The organism is Pseudomonas sp. 58 R 3 (assembly GCF_900006605.1).
Lineage (GTDB): Bacteria > Pseudomonadota > Gammaproteobacteria > Pseudomonadales > Pseudomonadaceae > Aquipseudomonas > Aquipseudomonas salomonii.
Genome location: NZ_CVTT01000048.1, coordinates 13,418 through 27,389 on the forward strand (window position 1 = coordinate 13,418; position 13,972 = coordinate 27,389).

13 protein-coding genes and 1 pseudogene are annotated in these 13,972 nt (G+C 60.4%); 7 read left to right on the plus strand and 7 right to left on the minus strand.

The features are described 5' to 3' along the window. Nucleotides 1-57: 57 nt before the first annotated feature. From BFP92_RS12530 to BFP92_RS12540, 3 genes are all read right to left on the minus strand, one after another. Nucleotides 58-477, minus strand: coding sequence for an organic hydroperoxide resistance protein (locus tag BFP92_RS12530; RefSeq protein WP_056857183.1), 420 nt, complete (start codon nt 475-477; stop codon nt 58-60). 237 nt (nt 478-714) lie between these two features. Next, the gene (locus tag BFP92_RS12535; RefSeq protein WP_065929728.1) at nt 715-1,167 is read right to left on the minus strand and encodes a MarR family winged helix-turn-helix transcriptional regulator; all 453 of its coding nucleotides are present in this window, start codon (nt 1,165-1,167) and stop codon (nt 715-717) included. A gap of 79 nt (nt 1,168-1,246) precedes the next feature. Beyond that, nucleotides 1,247-2,197, minus strand: coding sequence for a LysR family transcriptional regulator (locus tag BFP92_RS12540; protein WP_065929729.1), 951 nt, complete (start codon nt 2,195-2,197; stop codon nt 1,247-1,249). 108 nt (nt 2,198-2,305) lie between these two features. On the opposite strand from BFP92_RS12540, the gene BFP92_RS12545 reads away from it, so the two are divergent. Beyond that, nucleotides 2,306-3,055, plus strand: a complete 750-nt coding sequence (locus tag BFP92_RS12545) for a sulfite exporter TauE/SafE family protein (RefSeq protein ID WP_065929730.1) — start codon at nt 2,306-2,308, stop codon at nt 3,053-3,055. On the opposite strand, the gene BFP92_RS12550 is transcribed toward BFP92_RS12545, so the two are convergent. Next, a complete protein-coding gene (locus BFP92_RS12550; protein ID WP_065929736.1) occupies nt 3,045-3,926 on the minus strand; it encodes a LysR family transcriptional regulator in 882 nt (293 codons plus the stop codon). The two genes, BFP92_RS12545 and BFP92_RS12550, sit on opposite strands and share 11 nt — an antisense overlap. Nucleotides 3,927-3,996: 70 nt before the next feature. Here BFP92_RS12550 and BFP92_RS12555 point away from each other — a divergent pair, with 70 nt between their 5' ends. Continuing rightward, nucleotides 3,997-4,203 (plus strand): DUF1127 domain-containing protein, encoded by a 207-nt coding sequence (locus tag BFP92_RS12555; protein ID WP_065929731.1) that lies wholly within the window; start codon nt 3,997-3,999, stop codon nt 4,201-4,203. A gap of 45 nt (nt 4,204-4,248) precedes the next feature. After that, a complete protein-coding gene (locus BFP92_RS12560) occupies nt 4,249-5,466 on the plus strand; it encodes a winged helix-turn-helix domain-containing protein (protein ID WP_065929732.1) in 1,218 nt (405 codons plus the stop codon). A gap of 162 nt (nt 5,467-5,628) precedes the next feature. On the opposite strand, the gene BFP92_RS12565 is transcribed toward BFP92_RS12560, so the two are convergent. Beyond that, nucleotides 5,629-6,975 (minus strand): class II 3-deoxy-7-phosphoheptulonate synthase, encoded by a 1,347-nt coding sequence (locus BFP92_RS12565; protein ID WP_058422845.1) that lies wholly within the window; start codon nt 6,973-6,975, stop codon nt 5,629-5,631. A 124-nt stretch (nt 6,976-7,099) separates the two neighbouring features. Between BFP92_RS12565 and BFP92_RS12570 the strand changes: the two genes are divergently transcribed. Continuing rightward, nucleotides 7,100-7,855 (plus strand): spermidine synthase, encoded by a 756-nt coding sequence (locus tag BFP92_RS12570; RefSeq protein ID WP_017136161.1) that lies wholly within the window; start codon nt 7,100-7,102, stop codon nt 7,853-7,855. Nucleotides 7,856-7,988: 133 nt separating this feature from the next. On the opposite strand, the gene BFP92_RS12575 is transcribed toward BFP92_RS12570, so the two are convergent. Then, complete coding sequence (locus BFP92_RS12575; RefSeq protein ID WP_065929733.1) at nt 7,989-8,780, minus strand: crotonase/enoyl-CoA hydratase family protein; 792 nt, start codon at nt 8,778-8,780, stop codon at nt 7,989-7,991. Nucleotides 8,781-9,204: 424 nt separating this feature from the next. Here BFP92_RS12575 and BFP92_RS12580 point away from each other — a divergent pair, with 424 nt between their 5' ends. Next, on the plus strand, nt 9,205-10,878 hold the full coding sequence (locus BFP92_RS12580) for a DEAD/DEAH box helicase (RefSeq protein WP_017136163.1): 1,674 nt from the start codon (nt 9,205-9,207) through the stop codon (nt 10,876-10,878). Between the two features lie 119 nt (nt 10,879-10,997). On the opposite strand, the gene BFP92_RS12585 is transcribed toward BFP92_RS12580, so the two are convergent. Next, entirely contained in the window at nt 10,998-11,765 is a 768-nt protein-coding gene (locus tag BFP92_RS12585; RefSeq protein WP_065929734.1) for a DODA-type extradiol aromatic ring-opening family dioxygenase, read from the minus strand. A gap of 103 nt (nt 11,766-11,868) precedes the next feature. Between BFP92_RS12585 and BFP92_RS12590 the strand changes: the two are divergent. Both BFP92_RS12590 and BFP92_RS12600 read left to right on the plus strand, forming a co-directional pair. Then, a pseudogene (locus BFP92_RS12590) lies at nt 11,869-12,525 on the plus strand (thiopurine S-methyltransferase). Nucleotides 12,526-12,712: 187 nt separating this feature from the next. Then, nucleotides 12,713-13,935 (plus strand): IS3 family transposase gene (locus BFP92_RS12600; RefSeq protein ID WP_122527355.1). Its coding sequence is split into 2 segments (ribosomal slippage): nt 12,713-13,064 and nt 13,064-13,935, totalling 1,224 coding nucleotides; the frame shifts between segments, so codons are not numbered across the junction. Nucleotides 13,936-13,972: the final 37 nt, after the last annotated feature.

A 13,972-nucleotide genomic window follows, 5' to 3' on the forward strand; every position in this document is an offset into this window, starting at 1 on the left:
ACCGTACGACACAAAAAGCCCGACCTGGCGTCGGGCTTTTTTGTGCGCGTCTGTTAATCAGACCGTCACGTGCAGGCGCACATCGACGTTGCCACGGGTAGCGTTGGAGTACGGGCAGACCTGGTGCGCGGCGTCGACCAGGCTTTGCGCCTCGTCTTGTGCCAGGCCCGGCAGGCTGATGTGCAGGTCGATATCCAGGCCGAAACCGCCGGGGATTTGACCGATGCCGACGTGGGCGGTGATCGAAGCGTCATCCGGGATTTTGCGTTTTGTCTGGCTGGCGACGAATTTCAGCGCGCCGATAAAGCAGGCCGAGTAGCCGGCGGCAAACAGTTGTTCCGGGTTGGTGGCCTGGCCGCCGGCGCCGCCCAGTTCTTTAGGCGTGGAGAGTTTGACGTCGAGGATGTTGTCGCTGGAAACAGCGCGACCATCACGGCCGCCGGTGGCGGTGGCTACAGCGGTATAGAGCGTTTGCATGGTGTCGTCCTCTTGGGTTTTTAGCACTAAATGTTTGCGCGCTAAGTAGTTGGTGAGGCGAATATATAGCGCTAATATTTAGCGCGCAAGTTAAATTTACAAAATGTTTTGGCTTCACAAAAAACCAGTGTGGGAGCGGGCTTGCTCGCGAATGCGGTGTGTCAGTCAGCACATCTGGCGACTGATACACCGCATTCGCGAGCAAGCCCGCTCCCACATTTTTATGCGATGTTGCCTTTAGACAGCGCCCTGCAAATGACTACGCAACGCAATCAGATCCGCCTGCAGCTTGCGCAACTGCTCAAGCTGCATACCGCTCGCCCCCAGAATGCATTGCGGAATCCCCATCGCCTTTTCCTGCAGGGCACGTCCCGCTTCGGTCAGTTCCACCACCACCACCCGCTCATCTTCACGCTTGCGGGTGCGGCTGAGCAGGCCCTCGGCTTCCAGGCGCTTGAGCAATGGTGTGAGGGAGCCTGGGTCGGTGAGCAGGCGGTGGCTGATTTCGCCGACGGTCAAGCCGTCCTCTTCCCACAGCACCATCATGGCCAGGTACTGCGGGTACGTCAGGCCGAGGGCCTGCAGCAGCGGCTTGTAGACTTTGGTCATCAGCAACGACGTGGAGTGCAGGGCGAAACACAGCTGGTTATCCAGCATCAGGTTTTCGCACGGGTTGGGATTTTTACTCATGGTGATGCCTTAAAAAGCGTGCCTGTCCAGGAATATAGCGGGCAAACCTTTAATGCGCCAGATAATTCTGGCGCATCGGTCAGACCAGGCCGCTTTGCAGCGCCAGATCCCATGGCGGCACGGGGCTGAAACGTGATTTGAGGTATTCCAGCAGCAAGCGGCTGCGCGCATTGGGTTGCTGTTCCAGGCGCAACGCATAGATACCGGCGGTTTCCGGGCTGGGCAGTCCGTTTTCGCAAAACAGCGGCAGCAGCTCGCCGCGCACCAGGTATTCGCTGGCCAGCCACGTGGGCAGGTGGGCAATGCCCAGCCCGGCCAGGGCACCAGACAGCAGGGCTTCGGCATTGTTGGCGCTCATGCGGATACGCCGCGGCCGGTAGAGGGTGCGGCGCCCATCCAGTTCGAAGCGCCACGCGAACATCGGCGCCAGGCCGTCCCAGTCCAGGCCATCGTGCTCGCTCAGCTCGCGTGGGTGGCTGGGCGTGCCATGGCTTTTGAGGTACGCCGGGCTGGCGCAGGCGATACGCACAATGCTCGCCAGGGGCGTGGCCACCAGGCGCGTGTCAACGATATGCCCGGCGCGCAGCACCAAATCGACTTTGCCCAGGTGCGCACCCTGCATATCGACAAAGCTGTCGATCAAGTGCAGGTGCACATCGAGACCAGGGTACACATTCAAAAAGTCGGCAATCACCGGCGCCAAGTGCCGTCGACCAAAGGCGGCGGGGGCGTCCACCCGGATCAAGCCTTCCGGCGCATGGCTCAGGGACACGGCTTCGGCGCGGGCCAGTTGCAATTCGCTGACGATCCGCCGCGCCCGCTCGGCGAAGGCCAGGCCCGCCGGCGTGGGCACTACCGCATGGGTGCTGCGCTGGAACAGGCGGCTGCCCACCGAGCTTTCCAGGCTGTCGATGCGCCGCGCCACCGCCGAAGGTGTCAGTGGATGGAGGCGCGCGGCGGCGGAAAAGCTGCCGGCCTCCAATACATCCAGAAACAGACTCAGTTGCTCGGTCAGAGTGTTGGGGTTCATGGGTGTGTGCTTATGCGAGATTGGCACAGCCATTGTGCGTTGCTGTGCGTTTCCGCGCTAGAGCCGACTGCGTAGCATGCAAGGCCTGGGCATCTGGAGTGGTGAGCGGTGATGGATTTGGCGATGTATCTGGTATTGGGCGCGGCGCTCGGCACGGTCGGCGGCTTGTTTGGCATTGGTGGCGGGCTTATTGCAATTCCGGTGCTCGGCGTGTTGTTTGGCCTGGATCAACAGATTGCCCAAGGCACAGCCTTGGTGATGGTTGTGCCCAACGTGATGCTGGCCTTGTGGCGTTACCACCAGCGTAACCGGATTGAATTGCGCCACGCGTTGCCGCTGGGGGTGATGGGCTTCAGCTTTGCCTGGCTGGGTTCGATCTGGGCGGTGGGCCTGGACGCCGGGGCCATGCGCATCGGCTTCATCGCGTTCTTGCTGACGCTGGCGGCGTACAACCTGCTGCGCCTGTTCACCCGCAACGCGCCGCCGACCGCGCAAATGCGTTATTCCTGGCCATGGCTTGGCGTGCTGGGTGCCGCGTCCGGTTCAATGGGCGGCTTGTTCGGCGTGGGCGGCGCGGTGGTTGCCACGCCGGTGCTGACCAGTCTGTTCGGCACCACCCAAGTGGTTGCGCAAGGCCTGTCACTGGCCCTGGCATTGCCCAGCACCAGCGTGACGCTGGTCACCTACGCCTGGCACCATGAGGTGGACTGGATGATCGGCGTGCCGTTGGCGGTGGGCGGCCTGCTCAGCATCAGTTGGGGCGTGAAAGTCGCCCATGCACTGCCCGAGCGTGTGTTGCGCGGGCTGTTCTGCGCCTTCCTGGCGGTGTGTGCGGTGATGTTGACCTTTAAAGTCTGAAGCCTTCGACGATGTAGTCCGCCAGGCATTCGGTGATCGGCGATGTCATTGCCGGGTTGCGTAACAAGTGCAGGTTCATCGAGGGCAGTGGCGGGAAGCCTTCGTCGCTGCTCAGGATTCGCAAGTCGTCGGTCACCAGGCTTTCCATGCACACCATCACGGCCAGGCCCGCGTTAACCACCGCCTGGATCGCCGCCACATTAGAGCTGTGGTAGGCCATGCGATAATCACGCCCGGCCGCATCCAGCGCTGCACGGGTCCACTGGTAGTAAAGGCAGTCAGTACCGGAACCGGCCAGGGGCAGTGCCTCGTGCTCGTCCACGCAGAAGCACGGCGCGGCCGCCCACACCATGCGCTCGGTGCGCAACAACTCGCCGATTTCCTTGCCGGGTTCACGGCTGATGACCGTCAGCGCCAAGTCTCTGCGCTGCATCAACACCGATGACGACTCACAGTGCATCTCGATCTGGATCAGCGGGTAAGCCTTGGAAAACTGTTTGAGAATGCCTGGCAGAAAGCGCATCACGTAGTCATCCGGCGTGCCGATGCGCACCAATCCCACCATATGCGGCTCGCGCAGGGTGTTGAACACTTCACTGTGCAGTTTCAGGATGCGCCGTGCATAACCCAGTAATACCTCGCCTTCCGGCGTGAGCCTGACTTGTCGGCCATCGCGCTCGAACAGCTTGCGTTGCAGCACGTCTTCTTCCAGCCGCTTCATCTGCATGCTCACTGCCGATTGTGTGCGGTTGACCGACTCGCCGGCGCGGGTAAAGCCGCCCTGGTCGGCAATGGCGACGAAGGTGCGCAGCACGTCGGTGTCGATGCTTGGGTAGCCGGACAATTGATCAATCTCCGAGATGTATTGCATAAAAAACATTCGTTGGATTGATCATAAGGCCAGGCACACACTTGCGCCATCCCCACTGGAGGGCGAGAAGATGAAAGGTCAGAAAGGTTTTGTGTTGCTGGGCAAACGCCCGTTTTCCGGGCTGTTGCGCACGGTCGCCCGCTGGCAGGCGCTGCATGGAGAGCGCCATGCCCTGGCAAGCTTGAGCGATGAAGCGCTCAAGGACATCGGGCTCAATCGCGGCGATGTCGAGCAGGAGCGTCACCTGCATTTCTGGCAAGACCCGCTGCGAAAATGACCCGGGATGCAGTAGGGTGGTCGGCGAGCTCACACGGAGAGAACCATGCCCGTCGACCTGTCCTTTTCCCTCAAGCAAGCACGCCGCATGGCGCTGGCGGCCCAGGGTTTTTCCGGGCGCCAGGCGCCGGCCTTGATCAAGGCTGCGCACCTCAACCGTTTGATTGAGCGGTTGGGTGTATTGCAGATCGATTCGGTCAACGCCGTGGTGCGTTCCCATTACCTGCCGCTGTTTTCGCGCCTGGGCCATTACTCCCCGTTGATCCTTGAACACGCTGCCTGGAGCCAGGGCCGGCGCCGCTCGTTGTTTGAGTACTGGGGCCATGAGGCCTCTTTGCTGCCCATGGCGCTGTACCCGTTGATGCGCTGGCGCATGGAGCGGGCGAAGTTGGGGCAGGGCATCTATTCGCAGATGGCGCGTTTTGGGCGTGAGCAGCAGGCCACCATTCAGCGCGTGCTGCACACCGTCGAGCAGCAGGGCGCATTGGGCGCGGGCAGCTTGTCGACCCGCGAGGAGCGTGCCGGCCCCTGGTGGGATTGGAGTGAGGAAAAACACGCGCTGGAATGGCTGTTCGCTGCCGGTCTGGTCACCGTCGCGGGGCGGCGCGGTTTTGAGCGGCTTTATGATTTACCGGAACGGGTCATTCCTGCCGACATTCTTCAAGCGTCTGTGAGCGAGGCCGAAGCTCAGCGTGGCTTGCTGCTGCACAGCGCGACTGCATTGGGTGTCGCCACCGAAAAAGACCTGCGCGACTATTTCCGCCTCGACCCCGCCGACAGCCGTGGCCGCCTGGCCGAGTTGGTCGAGGATGGGCAGTTGCAGGTGTGCCAGGTGCAGGGCTGGAAACAGCCGGCGTACTGCCTGCCTGAACCCAAAGTGCCGCGCAAAGTGCCAGCAAGCGCCTTGCTCTCGCCGTTCGATTCATTGATCTGGGAGCGCAGCCGCACCGAGCGCCTGTTCGACTTCCGTTACCGGCTTGAGATCTACACCCCGCAACACAAACGGGTGTATGGCTACTACGTGTTGCCGTTTTTGCACAACGAACGGATCGCCGCACGGGTTGACCTGCGCGCTGAGCGCGCCAATGGGCGCCTGGCGGTGCACGCGGTGCATGAGGAGGAGCCGGGGCTGGATGAGGAAGGGATGCAGGCGTTAGCCCTGAATCTGCGGCAGATGGCGGACTGGCTGGGGCTGGAGCAGGTGCAGCTCAATTGCCAGCGGCCGAGTGCGGCGCGGCTTCGGGTGGCGATGTTGCAAATATGAGTTGTCGAGGGCTTTTGTGGCGAGCGGGCTTGCCCCGCGTTGGGCTGCGAAGCAGCCCCATCACAAACACCTCGGTATATCTGGAAGAACGGGGTGGCTGGTTTCAGGGTGGCTTCGCCACCCAACGCGGGGCAAGCCCGCTCGCCACAACAAGCCTATGAGTCAGCGTTTGACTTGCTTCAACGTCTCGGCAATCAGAAACGCCAATTCCAGCGACTGGTCGGCATTCATCCGTGGGTCACAGTGGGTGTGATAACGGTCCGACAAACCATCTTCGGTAATCGGCCGTGCGCCGCCGATGCATTCGGTGACGTTCTGCCCGGTCATCTCGATATGGATCCCGCCGGCATAGCTGCCCTCGGCCTGGTGCACCTGGAAGAACTCCTTCACCTCGCCAAGAATCTGCGCAAAGTCGCGGGTCTTGTAGCCGCTGCTGGCCTTGATGGTGTTGCCGTGCATCGGGTCCGAACTCCACAGCACCTGCTTGCCCTCGCGCTGTACCGCACGAATCAGGTTGGGCAGGTGGTCGCCGACCTTGCCGGCGCCCATGCGCGCGATCAGGTTGAGGCGGCCTGGGTCGTTGTCCGGGTTGAGGATGTCGATCAGGCGGATCAGGTCCTCAGGCTTCATGCTTGGGCCGACCTTGACCCCGATCGGGTTGTTGACCCCGCGCAGGAACTCGACGTGGGCGCCGTCCAGCTGACGGGTGCGGTCACCGATCCAGAGCATATGGGCCGAGCAGTCGTAATAGTCATTGGTCAGGCTGTCGCGGCGCACGAAGGCTTGTTCATAGTTCAGCAGCAGCGCTTCGTGGGCGGTGAAGAAGCTGGTTTCGCGCAGTTGCGGCGAGCTGTCCATGCCGCAGGCACGCATGAACGCCAGGGTTTCGTCGATGCGGTCGGCCAGTTGGCTGTATTTTTCGGCCAGCGCGGAGTTGGCGATAAAGTCCAGGTTCCACTTATGCACCTGGTGCAGGTCGGCAAACCCGCCCTGGGCAAACGCACGCAGCAAATTCAGGGTGGCAGTGGACTGGTGGTAGGACTGCAGCAGGCGGTCCGGGTCCGGCACGCGGCTTTTTTCATCGAAGCCGATGCCGTTGACGATGTCGCCACGGTAGGCGGGCAGGGTGACGCCGTCGATGGTTTCATCGTTGGCCGAGCGCGGCTTGGCGAACTGGCCGGCCATGCGTCCGACTTTGACCACCGGGCAACCGGCGGCGAAGGTCATCACGATCGCCATCTGCAGCAGCACCTTGAAGGTGTCGCGGATTTTTGCCGCAGAAAACTCGGCAAAGCTCTCGGCGCAGTCGCCACCCTGCAACAGGAAGGCGCGGCCCTGGGTCACTTCGGCAAACTGGCGGCGCAATTCGCGGGCTTCCCCGGCAAACACCAGTGGCGGGTAGCTGGCCAGGCTTTGCTCCACGTGCAGCAAGTGCGCAGCGTCCGGGTACTGGGGTTGTTGCTGGATCGGCAGGGCGCGCCAGCTGTCGGGGCTCCAGGGTTGGCTCATCATGAACTCGATAGGTTGATTGACGGTCGGGCGCCAATGTTAGCAGCAATTAGTGCGTGACCTGTTGCCGCCGCTTGGCCGACAATCGCGCCTTTGCCGTGCGGTAAACCCTTTAGGAGTAGTGATGAGCGAGGAGCGTGTCGAGCGCCTGCTGGCCGAAGTCCATGATGATTTCGGCATGATCCGTGTGCTCGAAGTGGCCGATTACCGTTTTCTCGAGTTTGGCGATGCCATCGAGCAAAGCTGCGTGTTTACCGCCGACCCGAGCTGGCTCGAGTACGACTACACCCGTGCGATGTTGATTGGCGCGTTGTGCCATGAGCAACCGGAGAGCGCGCTGTTCCTCGGCCTGGGCGCCGGCACGCTGACCCAGGCGTGCCTCAAGTTTCTGCCGCTGGAAGACGTCGAGGCCATTGAACTGCGCCCGGATGTGCCGCGCCTGGCCATCGAGTACCTGGGGCTGGATGACGACCCGCGCTTGTACATCCGCATTGGTGACGCGCTGCAATTGCTCGATACCGCCGAGTCGGCCGACCTGATCTTTGTCGACCTTTACACCGATGTCGGCCCGGGCGTCGGGCACCTGGCCTGGACCTTCCTGGAAAACTGCCAGAAAAAGCTCAACCCCGGCGGCTGGCTGGTGATCAACCAGTGGGCGACCGATGACGGTAAACCATTGGGCGCGGCGTTGTTGCGCGGGTTGTATCACCGGCATTACTGGGAACTGCCGGTGAAGGAGGGCAATGTGATTTTGCTGGTGCCTTCGGAGCTGGATCAGGAACTGGATATGGCTGCGTTGTCGGACCGCGCCGAGGCGTTGGCGCCGCGGTTGGGGTATTCGTTGCAGGCGTTGATCAAGGCGATTCGGCCGGCGACTTAGTTGCCTGTACCGGCCTCTTCGCCAGCAAGCCCGCTCCCACATTCGACTGCATTCCAACGGATGTACGCGTACAAATGTGGGAGCGGGCTTGCTCGCGAAGAGGCCACTCCTGTAGACAGCGATTCCAGGGTATTCAAATCCCCTTGAACACCCCCGGCCGCTTCTCGATCATGGCCCGCACACCTTCTTTGGCATCCTCACTGTTCAGCAATTTCTCCACCACCCCCTGCAACCCTGCCGCCGCAACGGTTTCGCCTTCCATGCGCGCCTGGCGCGCCGACATCAACGTCGCCTGCACGCCCAGCGGTGCCTGGCGGGCAATGCGGTTGGCCAACTCGATGGCGCGCGGCAGCAGGTCTTCACTGGCCATCACTTCCTGCACCAGCCCCAGCCGCAGCGCCTCATGGGCGTCGAATTCATCGCCGGTCAGCAGCCAGCGCATGGCGTTGCCCCAGCCGGCAATCTGATGAAAACGCAGGGTCGCGCCGCCGAACGGGAAGATCCCGCGCTGCACTTCCATCTGTGCAAAGCGCGTGTTGCTGGCACAGAGGTTGATATCCGCCGCCAGCATCAACTCGATGCCGATGGTCAGGCAGTAACCCTGGGCCGCGACGATCACCGGTTTATTGACGCGGGGGCCGGCAAACACGCCCCACGGATCGCAGCCGCCCAACGGTGGTTGCCAGCCTCCCGACATCACGCCACTGACATTGGCCAGGTCCAGCCCGGCGGTAAAATGCTCGCCGTGGGCAAATACCACCGCGACCCGAGCGTCGTCGTTTCGATCAAATTCGCCATAGGCCAGGCTCAGCTCATTGAGCAGGTCCAGGTCAAAGGCATTGCGCTTGGCCACTCGATCCAGCCCCAACAGCAGGACATGACCCTTTAATTCACGGCTGACGCGACTGCTGCTGGCTTGATTCATCGGGGGTGGCCTCGGGGGCTTGGGTAGGGTTTTAGACCAATGGGTCTTGATGCACAGGTGAACCGTTTAAGTGTTGTGACCAACAGGGCCGGGCCTTTGAAAAATAGACCTTGGCGCGGGTATGCGCAAAGACTGTGACGCAGCGCGGTATATCGGCACTTTCGGATAAAAAAAGCTCCCTTTTTCAGCTATTTCCGGTATAGTGCGCGCCGGCCTTTAACCGGGCCGCGTTTAGGTAGCGCAATTCCCCGAAGTCAGCTTCGGCTGCACGTCCGCACAGCGGACTCTCCCTTGACGAATCTTTTTCATTCATTCGTTTTCGCAAATCCCCGCCGACAAAGCAGCCAGGGCGACTCTTGAGTCTCAACACGGCATGCGCAGCTTTGGAGCATGGGTCTTTGCGGATGCACTTAGAGGCAGACCCATGACCCAGGAAACCGGCGGCTTCGCCGCTTTTAATCTTAACCCGAACATTCTTGCTGCCGTCATTGCGACCGGCTACGAAGAACCTTCGGCTATTCAGCAGCAATCGATCCCGATCATCATGGCCGGCCAAGACATGATTGGCCAGGCGCAAACCGGTACCGGTAAAACCGCCGCGTTCGCCCTGCCTATCCTGCACTGCATCGATCCTGCCAAGCGCGAGCCGCAAGCCCTGATCCTGGCGCCAACCCGTGAGTTGGCGCTGCAAGTAGCAACCGCTTTTGAAACCTACGCCAAGCAAATGCCAGGCGTAACCGTTGTGGCCGTTTACGGCGGCGCGCCTATGGGCCCACAACTCAAAGCAATCCGTAACGGCGCACAGATCGTTGTCGCCACCCCGGGCCGTCTGTGCGACCACCTGCGTCGTGACGAGAAAGTGCTGTCGACCGTGAACCACCTGGTTCTGGACGAAGCTGACGAAATGTTGAAGCTGGGCTTCATGGATGACCTGGAAGTCATCTTTAAAGCGCTGCCACCGACCCGTCAGACCGTACTGTTCTCGGCCACCCTGCCACAGTCGATCCGTGCCATTGCCGAACGCCACCTGCGCGATCCGCAACACGTGAAGATCCAGACCAAGACTCAGACCGTTACCGCGATCGAACAGGCTCACCTGTTGGTTCACGCTGACCAGAAGACCTCGGCTGTATTGAGCCTGCTGGAAGTCGAAGACTTCGACGCCCTGATCATGTTCGTGCGCACCAAGCAAGCGACCCTGGACCTGGCCAGCGCCCTGGAAGCCAAAGGCTACAAAGCCGCTGCGCTGAACGGTGACATTGCCCAGAACCAGCGTGAGCGTGTGATCGACTCCCTCAAGGATGGCCGTCTGGACATCGTTGTGGCGACCGACGTTGCCGCCCGTGGCCTCGACGTTCCACGTATCACCCACGTGTTCAACGTTGACATGCCTTACGATCCAGAGTCTTACGTTCACCGTATCGGCCGTACCGGCCGTGCGGGTCGCGAAGGTCGTGCATTGTTGCTGGTGACTCCACGTGAGCGCCGCATGCTGCAAGTGATCGAGCGTGTCACCGGTCAGAAAGTTGCCGAAGTCCGCCTGCCGGATGCCCAGGCCGTTCTCGATGCGCGCATCAAGAAACTGACCAACAGCCTGTCGCCGCTGGTGGCTGACGCTGAATCGACCCACGGCGACCTGCTGGACCGCCTGACTGCCGATATCGGTTGCACCCCACGTGCCCTGGCTGCAGCTCTGCTGCGCAAAGCCACCAACGGTCAGGCCCTGACCCTGGCAGCGATCGAGAAAGAACGCCCACTGGTACCGAACAACGCGCCACGCGGTGATCGTCCAGAGCGTACTGGCGACCGTCCGGACCGTGGTGATCGTGAGCGTCGCGCTCCGGTTCCATTGGCCGAAGGCCGTGCTCGTTGCCGTACCGCGCTGGGCGCGCGTGACGGTATCGCCGCCAAGAACCTGCTGGGCGCTATCCTCAATGAGGGTGGCCTGGCACGTGAAGCCATCGGTCGCATCCAGGTGCGTGACAGCTTCTCCCTGGTGGAGCTGCCGGAAGACGGTCTGGAAAAACTGCTGGCCAAGCTCAAAGACACTCGCGTTGCCGGTAAGCAGCTGAAGCTGCGTCGCTACCGCGAAGATTGATCTGCCCTTGGGCTGATTGATCGCACATAAAAAATCCCCGACTGGTTCGGGGATTTTTTTTGCCTGATCGTTCCCACGCTCTGCGTGGGAATGCCGCCCCGGACGCTCCGCGTCCTGTCTTACCCGAAACGATAGATGTCCATACCCAGCGCGCCCAAGGTGAACCCCTGATGCGCCACACTGAAATCCCCTCCGGCGCCCCGTGCAAAGTACAACGGCAACAAGTGTTCATCGCTGGGATGGCTGCGCACGGCGTGTGGCGCCTGGCGCCGATAGTCGTGCAGGGCCGCTTCATCGTTGGCGGCAAGTTTACCCACCATCCAATCGCGAAAATCCCGTGCCCAGGGCTCGATGCTATCGGGTCCGGCGCGCCAGTTCAGCTCACCCAGGTTATGGGTGATGCTGCCGGAGCCGATCAACAGCACACCCTGTTCACCCAGGCTCGCCAGGGCATGCCCGACTCGGGTTTGCAGTGCCGGGCCCATGCGGCTGGGCAAGGACACCTGCACCACCGGAATATCCGCCGCCGGGTACATCAGTGACAGCGGTACCCAGGTGCCGTGGTCGAAGGGGCGACGTGCATCGAGTTGCGCATCCAGGCCATCGGCTTGCAACAGCTCGACGATCTGCCCGGCCAGCTGCGGGTTGCCCGGTGCCGGGTACTGCACGGCAAACAGTTCGGCAGGGAAGCCGCCGAAGTCGTGCCAGGTTTCCGGGGCGGCGCTGCCCGTGACGAGTAATTCGTGGCTTTCCCAATGCGCCGATACCACCACAATCGCTTTTGGCCGTGGCAGTTCAGCCGCCAGACGGCGCAGCGCAGGGCCACTGGCGCCGGGTTGCAGGGCAAGCATGGGCGAGCCGTGGGAGATAAACAGGCTGGGGAGCATAAGTCGGGTCCTGAGGGTTAACATAGGCCCATCTTCAATCAGATCATTGATCTAAATCTAATATAAGTTTTAGCGCCTTTTGATCGAATTTTCAGGGTGATTTATGGAGCCTAAGTTTTGGCAAGAACGCTGGGCGCGCAATCAGATTGGCTTTCACCTGCCCGACGTCAACCCTTACCTGCAGCGGCATTGGCCGAAACTGGCATTGCCGGATGGCGCGAAAGTGCTGGTGCCGTTGTGTGGCAAAAGCCTGGATTTGATCTGGTTGGTGAGCCTTGGGTATCGCGTAATGGGCGTGGAACTGTCGGAGCAGGCGGTTGAAGCCTTCTTCAATGAGCAAGCGTTGACGCCGCATATCCGCCAGCAAGGCGCGTTCAAGGTATATGTGTCCAGCTTGATCGAGGTGTGGTGCGGCGACTTCTTCGCCATTGACGCCGAGGCAGTGACCGATTGCACTGCACTCTATGACCGCGCGGCGTTGATCGCTTTGCCGCCGCTGATGCGGGCGCAATACGCTGAGCATTTGAATACGCTTGTGCGCCCTGGCTGCAAGGGGCTGCTGATTACCCTGGATTATGATCAGACGCAGAAGGCTGGGCCGCCGTTTGCGGTGACTGACGAAGAAGTCAGGGTGTTGCTGGGTTTGCGTTGGAGCTTGGAGATATTGGAGGAGCGAGACATCCTGAGTTAGAGCTGGAAGGCTATGCAGGATGGCGTCACGCGGCTTGATGAGCGTGTGTATCAGCTGACTATGCGTTGACCCAGCCATCGCCATCGCGGGCAAGCCCGGCTCCCACATTGGAATGCGTTCACTGTGGGAGCCGGGCTTGCCCGCGATGGCGTTATCAGCACCCACAAAAAAGGGGCGACCAAGTCGCCCCTTTTTGTGTCACTTGTCCCGTCCTGAATAAGGTTTACACCTTCTGACCCAATCTCAGGAAGGCGTAATGAATTCAGGAAAAAGGCGCAGTCAGCGTGACTACTCGCTGACCTTTAAATTGTCAGTCGTCGATCAGGTCGAAAAAGGCGAGTTGAGTTATAAAGAGGCTCAAGAGCGCTACGGCATCCAGGGCAAATCTACGGTGTTGAACTGGCTACGCAGGCATGGTCGACAGAACTGGAGTCAAAGCGCGTCCATTCGTACCAAGAGATCCCGTTCCATGGATGAGCCCGACAAGCCGCTGACGCCCGAACAGCGAATCAAAGAGCTTGAAGAGCAACTCGCTCAAGCCAATCAGAAAGCTCAGTTTTTCGAAGCCGTTGTTGATGTACTCAAGAATGACTTTGGTGTCTCTGTCGTAAAAAAGCGATCCGGCAAGCCCTCTCCCAAAGGAAAGTCCAAGACCTGAGTATCAGCCGGGCTTGCCAGTTCATCGGGATATCCCGCCAGGCATATTACAAACGCATTCGAGCATGTAATGCTCGAGCCCTCCAGGCTCAGAAGGTTATGGGGTTCGTGCACGAAAAGCGCCTCAGACAACCTAGGCTTGGAACCCGAAAGCTTCATAACCTCATGCATAGCGAGCCCGAAGCCCCGGTAAAGGTTGGTCGAGACTGCCTTTTCGACATTTTGCGGGATCGCAGAGAGTTGGTTCCTCGAAAGCGGGCCTATCACAAAACGACAAACAGTCATCATCGCTTTCACAGGCACCCCAACCTGCTCAAAGAAGGGCCATCACAGGTAGTTGCTACGGCGCCAGAACAAGTTTGGGTAGCCGATATCACCTACTTGCCCACTCAAACGGGCGTGGCCTATCTGAGCTTGGTGACTGACGCCTACTCTCGGAAGATCGTGGGGCATCATGTTCACGAAAGCTTGCACACGGAGTCTGTGATTCAGGCATTCAGTAAAGCCCTCAAGTGCAGAAAAACAGAGCAAAACCTTGTTCATCACTCAGATCGAGGCATCCAATACTGCTCCGAGCTTTATCAGCGGCTGCATGTAAAGCACGGTATCCGGTGTTCTATGACCGATGGTTACGACTGCTACCAAAATGCTTTGGCCGAACGAGTGAACGGGATTTTGAAAACCGAGTTTCTCTTGCATCGGCCCAAAGATGCGGCTGAAGCCGCGCGAATGGTGGATCAATCCGTGCATATCTATAACAGTGAGCGGCCACATCTATCGCTGAAATACAAAACGCCCGATGCGGTGCATCGGGCGTTTTGAGGCTGAAATAGGTGTAAACCTATGTCAGGACTGGACA

Bases quoted from the DNA above. Each gene is read 5' to 3' on its own strand.
- BFP92_RS12530 (WP_056857183.1), bottom strand. From the start codon at position 477: ATGCAAACGCTCTATACCGCTGTAGCCACCGCCACCGGCGGCCGTGAT.
- BFP92_RS12535 (WP_065929728.1), bottom strand. From the start codon at position 1,167: ATGAGTAAAAATCCCAACCCGTGCGAAAACCTGATGCTGGATAACCAG.
- BFP92_RS12540 (WP_065929729.1), bottom strand. From the start codon at position 2,197: ATGAACCCCAACACTCTGACCGAGCAACTGAGTCTGTTTCTGGATGTA.
- BFP92_RS12550 (WP_065929736.1), bottom strand. From the start codon at position 3,926: ATGCAATACATCTCGGAGATTGATCAATTGTCCGGCTACCCAAGCATC.
- BFP92_RS12555 (WP_065929731.1), top strand. From the start codon at position 3,997: ATGAAAGGTCAGAAAGGTTTTGTGTTGCTGGGCAAACGCCCGTTTTCC.
- BFP92_RS12560 (WP_065929732.1), top strand. From the start codon at position 4,249: ATGCCCGTCGACCTGTCCTTTTCCCTCAAGCAAGCACGCCGCATGGCG.
- BFP92_RS12565 (WP_058422845.1), bottom strand. From the start codon at position 6,975: ATGAGCCAACCCTGGAGCCCCGACAGCTGGCGCGCCCTGCCGATCCAG.
- BFP92_RS12570 (WP_017136161.1), top strand. From the start codon at position 7,100: ATGAGCGAGGAGCGTGTCGAGCGCCTGCTGGCCGAAGTCCATGATGAT.
- BFP92_RS12575 (WP_065929733.1), bottom strand. From the start codon at position 8,780: ATGAATCAAGCCAGCAGCAGTCGCGTCAGCCGTGAATTAAAGGGTCAT.
- BFP92_RS12580 (WP_017136163.1), top strand. From the start codon at position 9,205: ATGACCCAGGAAACCGGCGGCTTCGCCGCTTTTAATCTTAACCCGAAC.
- BFP92_RS12585 (WP_065929734.1), bottom strand. From the start codon at position 11,765: ATGCTCCCCAGCCTGTTTATCTCCCACGGCTCGCCCATGCTTGCCCTG.